This is a genomic window from Algoriphagus aurantiacus (assembly GCF_035156405.1).
Taxonomy (GTDB): Bacteria; Bacteroidota; Bacteroidia; order Cytophagales; family Cyclobacteriaceae; genus Algoriphagus; species Algoriphagus aurantiacus.
The window spans coordinates 52,462-66,812 of record NZ_JAXRUT010000026.1 but is presented as its reverse complement, the minus strand read 5'-3'; the positions used below and the strand labels follow the sequence as shown (position 1 = coordinate 66,812).

General features: G+C 41.8%; 12 protein-coding genes. 3 read left to right on the top strand and 9 right to left on the bottom strand.

From position 1 onward, the window contains the following. Nucleotides 1-367: 367 nt before the first annotated feature. The 9 genes from SYJ56_RS20905 to SYJ56_RS20865 all read right to left on the bottom strand — a co-directional run bounded on the left by SYJ56_RS20905 (nucleotide 368) and on the right by SYJ56_RS20865 (nucleotide 11,052). On the bottom strand, nucleotides 368-2,263 hold the full coding sequence (locus SYJ56_RS20905; RefSeq protein WP_323837563.1) for a pectinesterase family protein: 1,896 nt from the start codon (nucleotides 2,261-2,263) through the stop codon (nucleotides 368-370). Between the two features lie 155 nt (nucleotides 2,264-2,418). Then, a complete protein-coding gene (locus SYJ56_RS20900) occupies nucleotides 2,419-3,219 on the bottom strand; it encodes a rhamnogalacturonan acetylesterase (protein ID WP_323837561.1) in 801 nt (266 codons plus the stop codon). Between the two features lie 64 nt (nucleotides 3,220-3,283). Then, on the bottom strand, nucleotides 3,284-4,036 hold the full coding sequence (locus SYJ56_RS20895) for a rhamnogalacturonan acetylesterase (RefSeq protein WP_323837559.1): 753 nt from the start codon (nucleotides 4,034-4,036) through the stop codon (nucleotides 3,284-3,286). A gap of 1 nt (nucleotide 4,037) precedes the next feature. Continuing rightward, nucleotides 4,038-5,720: a glycoside hydrolase family 28 protein gene (locus SYJ56_RS20890; RefSeq protein WP_323837557.1), complete on the bottom strand. Its 1,683-nt coding sequence runs from the start codon at nucleotides 5,718-5,720 to the stop codon at nucleotides 4,038-4,040. Between the two features lie 4 nt (nucleotides 5,721-5,724). Continuing rightward, on the bottom strand, nucleotides 5,725-5,850 hold the full coding sequence (locus SYJ56_RS20885) for a hypothetical protein (RefSeq protein WP_323837554.1): 126 nt from the start codon (nucleotides 5,848-5,850) through the stop codon (nucleotides 5,725-5,727). A 21-nt stretch (nucleotides 5,851-5,871) separates the two neighbouring features. Then, nucleotides 5,872-7,476 (bottom strand): glycoside hydrolase family 43 protein, encoded by a 1,605-nt coding sequence (locus tag SYJ56_RS20880; protein ID WP_465038399.1) that lies wholly within the window; start codon nucleotides 7,474-7,476, stop codon nucleotides 5,872-5,874. 38 nt (nucleotides 7,477-7,514) lie between these two features. Next, nucleotides 7,515-8,501: a pectinesterase family protein gene (locus tag SYJ56_RS20875; protein WP_323837550.1), complete on the bottom strand. Its 987-nt coding sequence runs from the start codon at nucleotides 8,499-8,501 to the stop codon at nucleotides 7,515-7,517. Beyond that, entirely contained in the window at nucleotides 8,501-9,724 is a 1,224-nt protein-coding gene (locus SYJ56_RS20870) for a glycoside hydrolase family 88/105 protein (protein WP_323837548.1), read from the bottom strand. Before SYJ56_RS20870 ends, SYJ56_RS20875 begins: the two co-directional genes overlap by 1 nt. A gap of 41 nt (nucleotides 9,725-9,765) precedes the next feature. Next, on the bottom strand, nucleotides 9,766-11,052 hold the full coding sequence (locus SYJ56_RS20865; RefSeq protein ID WP_323837546.1) for a DUF4861 domain-containing protein: 1,287 nt from the start codon (nucleotides 11,050-11,052) through the stop codon (nucleotides 9,766-9,768). Between the two features lie 279 nt (nucleotides 11,053-11,331). Here SYJ56_RS20865 and kduI point away from each other — a divergent pair, with 279 nt between their 5' ends. The 3 genes from kduI (at nucleotide 11,332) to SYJ56_RS20850 (ending at nucleotide 14,336) form a co-directional block, all read left to right on the top strand. Further along, on the top strand, nucleotides 11,332-12,171 hold the full coding sequence (gene kduI, locus SYJ56_RS20860) for a 5-dehydro-4-deoxy-D-glucuronate isomerase (RefSeq protein ID WP_323837544.1): 840 nt from the start codon (nucleotides 11,332-11,334) through the stop codon (nucleotides 12,169-12,171). 296 nt (nucleotides 12,172-12,467) lie between these two features. Next, the gene (locus SYJ56_RS20855) at nucleotides 12,468-13,253 is read left to right on the top strand and encodes a gluconate 5-dehydrogenase (RefSeq protein ID WP_323837542.1); all 786 of its coding nucleotides are present in this window, start codon (nucleotides 12,468-12,470) and stop codon (nucleotides 13,251-13,253) included. A 48-nt stretch (nucleotides 13,254-13,301) separates the two neighbouring features. Beyond that, on the top strand, nucleotides 13,302-14,336 hold the full coding sequence (locus tag SYJ56_RS20850) for a LacI family DNA-binding transcriptional regulator (RefSeq protein WP_323837540.1): 1,035 nt from the start codon (nucleotides 13,302-13,304) through the stop codon (nucleotides 14,334-14,336). Nucleotides 14,337-14,351 lie beyond the last annotated feature (15 nt).

The window sequence follows — 14,351 nt, the reverse complement described above, 5'->3', positions numbered from 1 at the left end:
GGCTTTTTGGGTTGACAATTCTCTTTTTCAGGATAAAGAGCATCCGTCACAACCTTAGTGTTTGACAAGTGATTTTTTCATGCACGGATGGGGTTTAAGTAAAAAGAAACTCATAAAATCAATTTTCTGTAAAGTACAACGTAAGATTACTTTTGCGCAATCGATTGCATTTTACGGATTATTATTTAATGAGTCAAGCATTTCCATCAAATTTTATGAAATTCAGAATATTCCAAATTTTTTATGCACATATGCAGAATATTCAATTGAAAAAATACTAATATTAGTTGAAGAAATGAATAGATAAATCATTATTGCGCAATCGTTTACGCGATAAAACATACTTGTTACTGTGAAAACTTCATCCTTATAAAAAGACTTTATTTAAAAATTCAGCAATGGTATTTACTGTTCGTTCAAACCAAGGATCATACAGCCAAAAAGGATGTGGTGTATCTGGAAAAGTATGGACTTCTGAATAAATGCCTTCTTCATCGAGTTTGGTCACCAACTCATCTCTCCCTGCATGAAATCTTGGGTATTGGGAGTTGATGAAAAGTATGGGTTTCATATTTGGCAAGGGTAAATACAAGGGCGATGCTGCATTCCAAACTTCTGGTTTTTGCTCATAAGTGCCTCCAAGCCATTCTGAAGCAACCTGCCCCTCGGCAGACTCTGGATGATGAAATGCCAAAACACCATCCATGTCGATAATGGCTTGCACTTCAGCAGATGCTTCTAATTCTGTCTCACCCTCATATTCTTGAGTAGATGTCAATCCTACCAAAGCAGCTATCTGTCCACCAGCTGAGCTGCCGGATATAGCAATTCGCGAGGTATCTATCCCAAATTCCATGGCATGTGCTTTCAGCCAGCGAATCGCTTCTTTCACGTCATGAATTGCTGCCGGATATTGTGCTTCCGGAGAGAGTCTATACTCCACCACAGCTGCCACAAACCCCTTTTCTGCCAAAGCTATTGCCATGGGAATCTGCAGTTCCTTATCTCCGGATTTCCAGCCTCCACCATGGATCATCACAATTGCTGGACGCAATGATTCCACTCCCTTCGGCGAAAACACATCCACCTTCAGCTTTCGTCTTCCTAGCTCCTTGTAAATACTATCTTTGAATTCAGTTACCTCATCATTAAGACCTATATAGACTGGCTTTATCTGAGGGAAATTCTTTACATCCTTTTTCCAGGCATCTTCCAGATTGAATGAGCTGTCTTTTTCAAAGCCAAACCAGCGATTTCCGTAATAATCCGCATCCTTCGTTTTTCCGGAGAAAATCAGATCATTGCTATACTTTTTCAAGTCTTCCTTTCTTAATTGATATGACCAGTCAATACGTGAATCAGAAATAGCTCCTGACCCAAAGCTGCCAGATTCTGCATAAAAAACAGTTTGTTCTGCGTTTTCCCGACCCCAATTATGCCAGCCTTCAGGCACAATATGGGCTCCCATTTCAGTGTCAATAAAAACCGTTTTGGCAAAATCCCTCCAGGGTCTCCCCAGATAAACTTTCTTCACTCCGGCATCAGCAGTGAGTTTACAATCTTTGAACACATACCCATATTCCACCCATTCAGGTGTAGAAGCTGCTGTGATGTAGGAATCAGCTTTTGAGTGAATCACACAATTATCGAAAAGTGCAGTAGCTGATCCGAATATAAAATCGGTCGTGCCTTCGATGTAACAATTCTTGTAGAGCTGACGGGAGTTTTCGCCAGAGGCAAACATGGTATCCTGATCACCAAGAAAACGGCAATTCTCAAATACCAGACGATCTCCTTCTGCATGAAGAGCCACAGCTTGTCCTACAGACCCCGCAGTATTTTGGATGGTTAGATTTTTAAAAGTCAGAGAACTCCCCAGAACTTTCAAAGTATAAGTTTCAAAAGTCCCCATGTTGTCCTTCGAAGCGTAATCATCAAAGGAGATAATGGTATTCTCGGGATTTTCTCCTTCAAAAGTCACATTGATCACAGGCCCGAGAATGGTCAACTTCTCCTTATAAATTCCGGGTTTGATATAAACCGTGAGTGGCTTGGGAAGGTAAACCCGAATCGCATCAAGTGCTTCTCCTATCGTTTTGAAATGGCCAGAACCATCCTGTGCTACGACTATATCATGTTCTACTTTACCCTTCAGCTTTTCGGAATCCAAAGGTTCAATAGCTGCATTTTGTGAGAAAGAGGGCAGGCTAAGAGTCAGGAATAAACTGAATATGCATACTAATTTCAAATTGCTATTCCCCATAATTTCATCTACTAATTTAATTATAATAGTTCCTATCCTTTCACTTTAATTATCCATTGAAAGTGCCACCGAAATCTGTATCTTATCTCTTATCTCTTATCTCTTATCTCTTATCTCTTATCTCTTATCTCTTAATGAAATCTAACCACCCATTATCAGTTCATTTTCTCTGCCAACTCTCTCATCCCTTCCAGCACCAATTCAGCCACTGCTTTTGCGCCCGCTGGCTGGAAATGTGTATTGTCTTTTTGCCCTTCAGGATAGGCTTCATACAATCCTGGCCCGAAGTTCATAAAGTAATTTTCGGTGACATATTCCTGACCTTTTTCCGAGAAAAAATCCATCGAGCGCTGATTCAGATCTATCATCAAAGCACCAAGTTCCTCGGCAACTTCTACCGCCGCTTTGTGATATTCCCCGTGCACATTTTGCAAATATCCATCTTCCCAGGGGTAATTCCTGGCCACAGGTGTCAGCACAATTGGAGTTGCTCCTTTCTCTCGGGATTGAGTGACAAACAGCCGAATATATTCCTTGTATCCCTCCACTGTCACGTATCGCTCCGTCTTTTCCTTGGCAGCATCATTGTGCCCAAACTGCATAACCACCAGATCACCGGCTTTCAACTCCCGATAGACGGCAGACCAACGGCCTTCTTCGAAAAAAGTCCGTGTACTTCTTCCTCCACGTGCTCTATCGTCTACCACAACAGAGTCAGCATCTACTAAACCCTTTATTGAGTTTAAATTTTCTTTATTCATGAAAGGTTGTAATACCTGACCCCATCCCGTCAGTGGATAGCGGTCTTTCATATAATTCTCTCCCTCATAGGTAGAATAATCCGCCATGGTGGAATCACCGATGAGGTAGATTTTTGACACTTTTCCTTTAGTGACAAATGCAAAAAGAATCGAAAGAACTATCAGCGTTATTGTAATTGAAAAGAATTTTTTCATAGGGTATCTCTTAAATATTTAGCCTTTAAACTATAGACCATGGACACTCGTGAATTCACTTTTACTAATCTTTAAGAAACTTAACCAATTCAGGCAACTCTCTTCTCAATTCCTCCACTGCCAGATCACTCACTTTAAAAGCTCCCGTAGGCGAAAGATGTGTATCATCTTCTCTTCCTTCCGGAAATTGGGAGTAATCCCCCGGACGATAATGAAGGAAAAGCTCCTTGGATTTCTCTACTCCAAACTGCTCCAAAACCTCAATCGTCTTCTTTTGCAAGTCAAAAAGCGGCACATCCAGCTCAGCAGCTACTTCCCTAACCACCTCAGAATATCTTCCATGTGTGTCTGTCAGCACTCCATTTTCATCAAAGCTTCTTCGCGAAATCGGCGTAGCCAAAACCGGCTTGCCTTCCTTTTCCCGAACTTCCTTTACGAAGCGGATCAGATTATCCCGATAATCTGAATCGGCATAAGCATAGCGGTCTTTCGCATTGATTTTTTGATCATTATGACCAAACTCAATTATCACATAATCTCCAGGCTTGAGACGCTTCATCACCGCTTTCCAACGACCCTCTCCACGGAAACTCTTCGTGCTTCTACCATTCTTTGCATGGTTTTCAAAGCGGATTCCCTCTTTGAAATACAAGGGAAAAACCTGTCCCCAGCCTTTTTCAGGATTGCTCCCCGTGTAAGGCTTATCTGCCATAGTAGAATCACCGACTAGAAAAAAAGTAATTTCCTCTTTTGGCTGTTGAAAGGAAACCAATCCAAAGATTAGTATTGAGAGGAACAGCAAAGTTGATTTTCGCATCTTATTTCAGTTTAACTGCTGATTCCGAAGCTCCATTTCCATATGAAATCTCACCAGCAGATTTAAAGTCTTTTTTATCAAAAGTGAGATCAGAAGTTTTACTTCCCAAGACTCTCACCGGAGCTTTTCCATTCTCTTCAAATGAAAACCCACTCACGCTTACTCCGTCACTGTTGTATATAGTCAGAGAAGCATCTTTCGTTCCCAGTACTTTTACATTGCGAAGTATCAAGCCTGAAGCATCGATAGCCGTGATTCCCTTCTCTGCCTCCAAGACCGAATTTTCCAAGCTAACATTTTTCAGCTTCATCTCAGGAAGCCCCATAAAAAATCCAGCGATCCCCGAGCCTGAAACATAAATATTCTTCATACTGATGTTTTGGAATGAGGGCGTTTCTTCATTCACTGGAACCAAAACTTCGTCCCTTGCTTCGTCATCTGCACTTTGATCATCCTCTAAAATCGGAGAATTGCCACTGTAAAACATATTGAAGCGAATTGCCTCTGCTGGGATATCGATCATATGAATATTTGAAATCCAGATATTCTCCACTATACCACCTCTACCGCGTGTGCTTTTGAATCGTAAGCCAACGTCCGTCCCGATAAATGTACAATCTGAAACATGCACATTTCTCACGCCTCCAGACATCTCACTTCCCACCACAAATCCGCCGTGAGCATGATACACGATGTTATTTTTCACGATCACATTTTCGGTAGGCATACCTCGATCTCGGCCATCATTATCTTTACCAGACTTGAAGCACATTGCATCATCTCCTACATCAAAGGTGTTGTTGTAGATGAGTACATTTTTGCATGACTCCAGATCCAGCCCGTCACCATTCTGCGAATACCATGGATTACGCACATTTAGATTTCGGATGATGACATCCTCGCTCATCAGCGGATGGATATTCCAAGCAGGTGAATTTTGGAAGGTTGGCCCATCCAGAAGCACCCGCTTACTTTCGCGAATACTTACCATCACTGGACGCAAAAAGTCCTTCATTTTCTCCATTTCTGCCCTATCCTTGGTGTCAGGCACATTGAAGCTAGAGCTGGCATTATAGCCATCCAGAGAAGCCTGAGTAGGAAACCATATCTGTCCTTTTTCATCCAAGACACCACCAGAATTCACCAATGTTTTCCATTGTCCTTCGGTCATCTTTCCTTTCTTTACAAACCTCCAAGCGTCCCCATTTCCATCTATCGTCCCATTCCCAGTGATCGCAATATTTTGTACCTGATATGCATTGATCGGAGAAATACAGCGAACCGTATTTAAGCCTTCGAAACTAGTTTCGATCAACGGATAATCATCAAAATCAGTGCTAAATAAGATTAAGGCACCATCTTCCAAATGCAGATTTACATTGCTCAAAAGGGTGATCGGGCCTGTCAACCAAACTCCTCTCGGCACGAGTACTTTACCTCCACCTTTGCTGGAAACTTCCTCAATCGCAGCTTTGAAAGCTTCCGAATTCTTGATAATCCCATTTCCAACAGCACCATATTCGATAATGCTTTTCTCAAAATCAGGGAAGTCAGTTTCTTTCACTTTTGGCATGTCGAATTCTATTCCTTCATACATGCTTTCGAGGGTTTGCTGCGCAAATGAAGGCATTGCAAACACTATCATTACAAGCGAAAACATCGCTTTCAGTAGGTTCAGTTTCATGTGTTTATATTTTTTTATTGGTCACCCCGATTGGTCGGGGCCGGCTATGGAATCTCGCATGGTTGATAATCATCCCAGTGTGTGACGCTTGAGTCATGTCTGCCTGTCCGGTAGGCAGGCTCGATTTCATATTTTGGGTAGTCATATTGTGTTATTTTTCGAATCTAAACCAATCCACATCGGCAAATCCGCTGTCATTGGTTTTACTATTTCTGATGGCAAAAAGCCCTACTTTCGCCCCGATCCACTTTCCCGGAACGGCAGTGAAAGTCTCGCCGATTGCAGTGAATTCCTCTCCATCCTCGCTGTACGAAAATTGGCAGATCCCTCCCATACTTACATTCACCCTTAGCTGGATCGTATTAGATTCTAATTGTGCAATTTCTTGTTTCACTTCAGCTTTGCCGTGCTCTGCATCAATACAGGTTACGTAGTTTAGAGAAATGCCTTCATCATTACTTTCCAGTGCCAAATAGGCATAACTCATCCCCATTACTATCAGGCCAACTTGCTCATTTCGAAGCTTAGGATTTGGATAAAATGTTAGGGAAGTGGTGGTGGTAAATACCTCAGATGGAAACTTCTGCAAAAGCAAATTAGGAGCTTCCCACAAATTTTTGGCACCTTCTGGAAGCTGGTCAGTGAATAGTCTCAATTTGCTCTCAGCAGGATTGGCAAATGCCCATGTTGCCACGGGATTTGCCTGCCATTGCCATTGAAATCCAATCTCATTTCCATCAAATTCATCCGAATCAACTGGTGTAGTTATTGGTTGATTCGTTTTTACAGCCGGTTTTTTATAAGTCAACACTGGCTGCCCAGTTCCATCTCCGTCAGGATCTTCACCCATGGTTGGCCAGTCATTTTTCCAACTCATTGGCTGTAGATGAGTGATCCTACCATATGCCTCCACATCCTGAAAATGCACAAACCAATCCTCGCCCATATCAGTGTCTATCCAAGCTCCCTGATGAGGTCCATTTATTGGTGTATCGCCCTGCGCTAGGGAAATATGCTCTTCATAGGGCCCATAAGGACTTTTTGATCTCAAGATCAACTGCCAACCCGTGGAAACTCCACCCGCCGGTGCAAAAATATAGTAATAGCCATTTCTCTTGTAAAACTTCGTGCCTTCCACAGTAGGATGCGCATCATGCCCATCAAAAACAAGTTTCCCTGCTCCCGTAGTTTTTGTTCCTTCCCAATTCATCGGCTTTACTACCAAAACACTTTTGATACCAGCGCGGCTACCTGCATAAGCATGCGATAAGTAAGCTTTGCCATTCTCATCCCAAAGCGGACAAGGATCTATCAATCCCTTTCCAGCTTCCACCAAAACCGGAGCCTCCCATTCGCCGAGCGGATCCTTGGTTTTCACCATGCAAATCCCAAAGTCCGGATCTCCCCAATAGATGTAATACTCACCTTCATGGTAGCGAATGGCAGGAGCCCAAACGCCATTTCCGTGCTGAGGCTTCGCAAAGTGCTCAATAGGAACCTGTTGCTCAAGCGCATAATTCACCAATTCCCAGTTCACCAAATCCTTAGAATGTAAAATCGGCAATCCAGGAACTGCATTAAAACTCGATGCTGTCATATAAAAATCCTCTCCCACTCTTACCACATCAGGGTCAGAATAATCAGCATGTAAAATAGGATTTATGTAAATGCCATCGCCTTGATCAGCCACCCATATGTTAGACACTTCATTTTGCTGCGCAAAGGCAGAAATGGCAGCTAAGAACAAAAGGCAAATACTATAAACTGATTTTTTCACTTTTGGGTAATTCTAAATTATTGTTTGCTGAGTTTTTCTGTTGGGTTCCAGCCATCAGCGCCAGCTAAAACAGACTGAACCGAATACTTTGCAGCTTCTTCTTTACTAAGCTGATGTGACCAGCCAACACGTTGCGAGGAAAGTGCTCCTGCGCCTGTAGAACCATATTCCGCATAGAAGGAAGTCTCTTCGGCATTTGGCTTACTCCAGTTATGCCAACCTTCCGGCTTGATGTGAGCGCCTATTTCTGTATTGATAAAGACCGTCTGTGCATAATCTCTCCACGGTCTTCCCAGATAAACTGATGCATTGTCTCCATCACCTGTCAGTTTACAGTCGATAAATACAAATCCGTATTCTGTAGTTTGCTCGGTAGATGCAGCCGTAACATATCCTCCTCCTTTTTTGGAGAAAATCTCACAATTTTCAAAAACCGCTGTCGACCATCCGAAGATAAAGTCCACTGTCCCTTCGATGTAGCAATCTTTATAATACTGACGACTATGTTCTCCATGAGGATAAAGTGTATCTTGAAAACCAAGAAATCTACATTTTTCAAAAATAACTTTGTCTCCATCCACCCGCACTGCTACAGCCTGCCCCACTGGCCCTGCTGAATTCTCAAACGTGATATTCTTTGCATAAAAACCATCGCCAAACACAAAAAAACTGGTAGATCCTGTGGTGCCCATTTCCTCACCGAACTTATTTTTTTTCTGCGCAAAATCGTCGTGAGTCACCACTGTATTTTCAGCATTTTCACCGATCAAAGACACATTGGTTTTAGAGGCAGCTAGTACCAATTTCTCTTTGTAAACACCAGGCTTCAACCCGATTCTAGTTTCATTTTTCCTAAAATCAGGTACTGCATCAAATGCTTCCTGGACCGTGAGAAAATCCCCTGAGCCGTCTTTGGCCACGATAAAATCAAAATCCTGGGCGGAAACAAATCCGCTCAGACTCAGAAAAAACATCAACAAATAGACTATAGGTTTTCTTATCATTATTTCGCCTGTTTTTCGTACTCCAGCGAAGCCAAAATAAATGGCCCAACGCCTTTCGGATCGTTCACCCGTATTTCTTCTCCTACATAATATTCAAAAGAGCCATCCCGATAAGGATTGCCACCAAGACCAGCAACTCCACAAACATTAGTAAGACTTATCCCTCCATCTTCATCTTCCCTGACAAATTCGGAGAGCATCCCCTCATAGGCTTTTTTGCCTGCTTTAAGATCTTGCTGATCCAAGTATCCTTTTTCAGCTCCTTTCAGAAGGAAATAGGTAAACATTCCTGTAGCTGAGGATTCAAGGTAATTACCCTCACGAGTCCCTTGATCCACTACCTGATACCATACCCCTTCTTGGGTTTGGTAGCGCTGGATACCTTTGGCCAGTTTTTGGGCTATGGCTACAATGTCATTTCTTTGGGGGTGATCCTCTGGCAAGTAATCCAATACATCTACTATAGCCATCGCAAACCAGCCTATACTTCTTCCCCAATAATTGGTAGATAGCCCCGTCTCAGGGTCCGCCCATTTCTGTTCCTTGCTTTCATCCCACGCGTGATGAAAAAGCCCTGTTTCCTCGCTGTAGCCATATTTGTCCATCACTAAAATCTGATTTGCCACATCATCAAAAAGGGCTGACTCATCAAAGGTAGCTGCATACTGGGCCAAAAATGGAGAACCCATATAGATACCATCTAGCCACATTTGATGTGGATATACTTTCTTGTGCCAAAAACCGCCTTCTTTATTTCTGGGATGATTTCGCATCTGATCCCGCAGTTCTTCTACCGCAAGTTTGTATTTCTCTTCACCTGATTCTTCGTAGAGATTGATCAGGAACTTACCTCCGTTGACCCGGTCAATGTTGAAATCTGACTTCTTATAAGTCAGGATAGTGCCAGTGCTGTCAACCATAAAATCCGCAAACTTCTTGGTGTAGTCGTAAAATCTCTCCTCGCCTTTTTCTTTCCAAACTGCTTGCATTGAGGACATGATCAGTCCATGAGTATATTCCCATTTTGGCTTTTCGTTGAAGTCAATTGTCCAACCCTCTGGATTACGGGCAATTTCTGAATCCGCCATCCAGATTGAATAAGGTTTATCTGGATCATTTTCCATTTCCGTGTCTTCAGTTACCTCTGATTTTCCTGCAGAGCAGGAAAATAAAATGGCGACCGAGACAAGAGCTAAAGATGAATATTTAATTAGTTTAAGCATTGCTTATCGTGGGTTTACTGGTAGATATTCTGTATCGAAAATTACTTCAAAGCTATTTTCAAAGGGTTAGAAAGTTTTAAGATTTCATGATCCAAATACTTTTTAAATTCTTCTTGAGAAGTTATTCCTTCTGGCTCTTGCTCCCAAGCTGCCAAAAAAAAATAACTCAGTTTATTGGAACTGCCATCAAAGACCAATACGTGGGAAAGTTCATCTTCAGTCGCTTGAGTCAATTGACCTGTAGGGTAAATTACCGCTATTCCCAACTTGTCTTCTGCCAGACTTTGTGGACCATACGTAGCCAGATAGCTATATGCAAGATCCCCATCACTCTTCAAAACCTCAGCTTTATTGTCCTTAATAAGACCGGTTGCGAAATTGGCTATCGCATGGGTTGATTCTAGATCCATTCGGGATAGACGGGTACCTGAGTGGATGGAAATAGTAGACAAAATATCTGTTTTAACATCTGGTAAGTCCCAGCCGGAATATTTGGTAAAGACAGCGGAATAAACTGGTCCATTGCTTATTATTTCTGCATACAAACTGTCAGTCACATCCACTCGCCTGGCTTTTCCATCTTCCCAAGTGGCTATACTCCCCAGCCCCAATGTCTTCCCTACTTTCAACACATCCATGCCCCAGTCAGCTGGCTCATGATAAGAATCAAAACCATCCTGACCCACATTCTGTAATACCGGAGTGTTTACTTTCTTTCCAAATACATCTATGCCATTTCTCCAGTCCAGATAAAAACGATAACCGACTAAATCAGACTCCCATCCTGGCCCTTCGTAGCGGATAAACCAGGAGTGATCTGTATGCTCGGCCGGAACATGCAGTAAATCTACATTCTCAAAATGTCCGCCTAGATACTCCCTGTCTTTAAATTCCCCTCCAAACTTATGGGAAAGCTCTGCCTGAGTAAGTTTTGTATATGGGGAAATTGAGGAAGCTGGTACATTCCGGATTTCAATATCAAGTTTCTGATGGGCTTCGATCTCCGGCAAAACAAAAGTCAACCCCATTTCTGGCCCCTTTGTATTCCATTGCGAAGGAATTTCCGTCCCATTTATAACTACTTTCCAAGAATCGTAATCCTGAGCCACATCTGATTTCAATTTTTCTTTATCAATATGAATCAAGGAGTGCTTACGTGAAAAATCAAGTGGGTTTTCCACAGTCATAGTAATGACAGTAGCTGACTCGTCCTTTTTTGAGCCCACCTCACTTTGACAAGCAGGTAATGCAAAGGAAAGTAAAACTATTGCGCAACTAGGCAAAATACGTTTAAAAACAGGTACAGATTTTATTGGGTTTTGGATCATTAATCAACTTATTTACAACTAATTACTTTCAAAAGTTCATCTGGTCAGAAAAGCATGATACACTAGATTCATAAGATATTTGAGCAATCGATTGCATATTAAAAATAATAATTTGAAAAAAAAATATTAGCAAGTTATTCCTTTTAAATAAAGCATATGTAGATATAAATCTATAAGATAGACAAATAATAATTTGGTTTTTTGGAAAATCTGATGAAAATTGAAATCAGAATAATTAGATTTATATACTATATTGCGCAAACGATTACATAGACCCTTATGAGTATTAAAATAGAAACGCGCTATTCATCGCACCCTAAAGACTTCAAAAATTACCCTACAACTGAAATCCGGGAAAAATTTTTACTGGAGGAAATCTTTGTCCCAAATCAGATCACAGGCACCTATACCATGGAAGACCGGTTGATTGTAGGCGGTATTCATCCTGTGGATCAACCCGTTAAATTGGAAACTATTGACCAACTGAAAGCTGAAAACTTTCTGGATCGACGAGAAATTGGAATTATCAATGTAGGCGATTCTACTACAATAGATGTAGATAGAGAATCCATCAAATTAGGCCACAAAGAAGCGCTATATATTGGCAAAGGTGTAAAGGAAGTAGTCTTTCACCCGGCTCAAAAAGGTAACACGTACCTGTATTTCAATTCGGCACCTGCCCACGCTACTAACCCTATGCGAAAAATCACTCAGGCAGATGCTGAAGTAGTGACACTTGGTTCGCTTGAAAACTCAAATCACAGAACGATTTATAAACTTTTGGTCAATTCAGTAGTAGATACTTGCCAACTGCAAATGGGAATGACGGAACTGAAACCTGGCTCTGTATGGAACACCATGCCAGCACACGTGCACGACCGAAGAATGGAAGCTTATTTCTATTTCGATCTTAAAGAGGAAAACGTAGTTTCACACTTTATGGGTACTTCAGATGAAACAAGGCATATTTGGATAAAAAATCATCAGGCAGTAATCTCGCCCGTTTGGTCCATCCATAGTGGAGCAGGAACGTCCAATTACACCTTTATCTGGGGAATGGCTGGTGAAAACATGAACTATGGCGACATGGACATGGTAAAACCTTCCGAATTAAAATAATTATGAAATCGAGCCTGCCTACCGGACAGGCAGGCATGACTCAAGAGACACACAAAAGGATGATCATTCACCGTGCGAGATTCCATATGACCATTGAAAAACAATTATAAACAGATGAAATCGAGCATACCGTAAGCGACACACATTGGGATGATTATCAACCAAGCTAGATTCCATGTGGCCTTAAAAATCAAATTATAAACACATGAAATCGAGCATGTCGAAGGCAACACACAGAAGGATGATCATTCACCGTGCGAGATTCCATATGACCATTGAAAAACAATTATAAACAGATGAAACCAAATTTTGAACTGAAGGGCAAAGTAGCACTAGTCACCGGAGCAACTCATGGATTGGGTATGGCTATGGCGAAAGCCCTGGCACATCAAGGTGCCACCTTGGTCATTAATGGACATACTCCTGCCAAAATGGAAGTTGCAATTGCAGATTATGCTTCAGAAAGCATAGTAGCTCGCCCATATTTGTTTGATGTAAGTGATGCAAAAGCTGTAGATGCTGCCATCACTAAAATCGAAGAAGAAATAGGTGAAATAGATATTTTGGTAAATAATGCTGGAATGATCCAACGAGTCCCTGCTTTAGAAATGGATCCTGAAGCCTTTCGTAAAGTGGTCGATATAGATTTGGTATCGCCATTCATTGTATCTCAGAGAGTAGCCAAAACTATGGTGAAGAGAGGCAGTGGGAAAATAATCAACATCTGCTCCATGATGAGTGAACTCGGTCGAAACACAGTAAGTGCTTATGCCGCTGCCAAAGGGGGATTAAAAATGCTGACAAGAAATTTGGCTACAGAATGGGCTAAATATAATATCCAGGTGAATGGAATCGGCCCAGGATATTTTGCTACTGAGCAAACTGCTCCGATCCGTGTGGATGGACATCCTTTCAACGACTTTATTGTCAACCGTACTCCTGCTGGACGATGGGGGAATCCTGACGATCTTGGAGGGGCTGTTGTCTTTTTGGCTAGCCAAGCCAGTGATTTCGTCAATGGCCAAATCATCTATGTAGACGGGGGAATTCTCGCTACAATAGGCAAACCAGCTGGTGAATAAGTATCTTAGAATTTCCAAAATCATTTTCCTTCAACACTAAACTAGTCAATGAGAAACGGGAAAGCCACCATTCACGATATTGCAGAGAAGCTACAAGTAACTGCTTCTACAGTCTCTAGGGCGTTGAACAACAACCCTAGGATATCTGATATCACGAAGAAAAAAGTATTAAAAGTCGCTAAGGAGCTCAATTATCAACCGAACAATATCGCATCTGCTTTGAGAAGTGGGAAAAGCAGACTGATAGGTGTGGTGGTTCCTACTGCCAATAGAAATTTCTTCTCCTCTGTAATCCGGGGTATTGAAGAAATAGCCAATTCCCTGAATTACAAAGTAGTCATTACCCAATCTTATGATGACTATGAAAAGGAGATGCAGACCGTTGAAGCTTTGCTTAATGCACAAGTTGACGGGGTAATAGCATCTATAGGCAAGACCACGGAAAACGTAGATCATTTTAAGAAAATCCTTAAAAAAGGTATTCCTTTGGTCCTTTTTGACAGGGTAACCAATGAGTTGGATGTAAGCCAAGTCGTGATCGATGATTATTACGGAGCATTCCAGGCGACTGAACATCTGATAAATGAAGGATGTAAGCGAATCGTACATTTCTCTAGTTCCCAAAACATCAATATTTACAAGGAGCGAAAAAGAGGATATGAAGACGCCCTGTTAAAGCACGGAATCGCTATAGACCCAAAGTTAATCCGGTTCAGCAAGCTGCAACTTGAAGATGGCAGAGCATCAATGCAAGAAGTAATTGATGAGAAGATCTCCTTTGACGCTGTTTTTTCGGCTTCAGACTACTCCATCATGGGAGCGATGCAAGTGCTGAAGGAAAATGGCTACAAACTTCCCCAGGATGTAAAATTGGTCGGTTTTGGAGATGAACCCTTTACTTCCTTCACAGAACCTACCCTAACCACAGTAAATCAAAAAAGTATCCCGATGGGCAATATTACTGCAGAAACCTTTTTTGAAATCCTTGGCCAAAAGGACCAAACAAGTAACATCCCGAAAAAAACCATACTAAAACCAGAGCTGATCATACGTAACTCGTCGATCAACCACCGGAAAAACTAACGCTTTTTTAAATCT

What these genes read in the sequence shown, in the direction of transcription:
- SYJ56_RS20885 (WP_323837554.1), bottom strand. Translation starts at nt 5,850, where the DNA reads ATGAAATCGAGCCTGCCTACCGGACAGGCAGACATGACTCAAGCGTCA.
- SYJ56_RS20850 (WP_323837540.1), top strand. Translation starts at nt 13,302, where the DNA reads ATGAGAAACGGGAAAGCCACCATTCACGATATTGCAGAGAAGCTACAA.
- SYJ56_RS20870 (WP_323837548.1), bottom strand. Translation starts at nt 9,724, where the DNA reads ATGCTTAAACTAATTAAATATTCATCTTTAGCTCTTGTCTCGGTCGCC.
- kduI (WP_323837544.1), top strand. Translation starts at nt 11,332, where the DNA reads ATGAGTATTAAAATAGAAACGCGCTATTCATCGCACCCTAAAGACTTC.
- SYJ56_RS20890 (WP_323837557.1), bottom strand. Translation starts at nt 5,720, where the DNA reads ATGAAACTGAACCTACTGAAAGCGATGTTTTCGCTTGTAATGATAGTG.
- SYJ56_RS20895 (WP_323837559.1), bottom strand. Translation starts at nt 4,036, where the DNA reads ATGCGAAAATCAACTTTGCTGTTCCTCTCAATACTAATCTTTGGATTG.
- SYJ56_RS20875 (WP_323837550.1), bottom strand. Translation starts at nt 8,501, where the DNA reads ATGATAAGAAAACCTATAGTCTATTTGTTGATGTTTTTTCTGAGTCTG.
- SYJ56_RS20865 (WP_323837546.1), bottom strand. Translation starts at nt 11,052, where the DNA reads ATGATCCAAAACCCAATAAAATCTGTACCTGTTTTTAAACGTATTTTG.
- SYJ56_RS20855 (WP_323837542.1), top strand. Translation starts at nt 12,468, where the DNA reads ATGAAACCAAATTTTGAACTGAAGGGCAAAGTAGCACTAGTCACCGGA.
- SYJ56_RS20900 (WP_323837561.1), bottom strand. Translation starts at nt 3,219, where the DNA reads ATGAAAAAATTCTTTTCAATTACAATAACGCTGATAGTTCTTTCGATT.
- SYJ56_RS20905 (WP_323837563.1), bottom strand. Translation starts at nt 2,263, where the DNA reads ATGGGGAATAGCAATTTGAAATTAGTATGCATATTCAGTTTATTCCTG.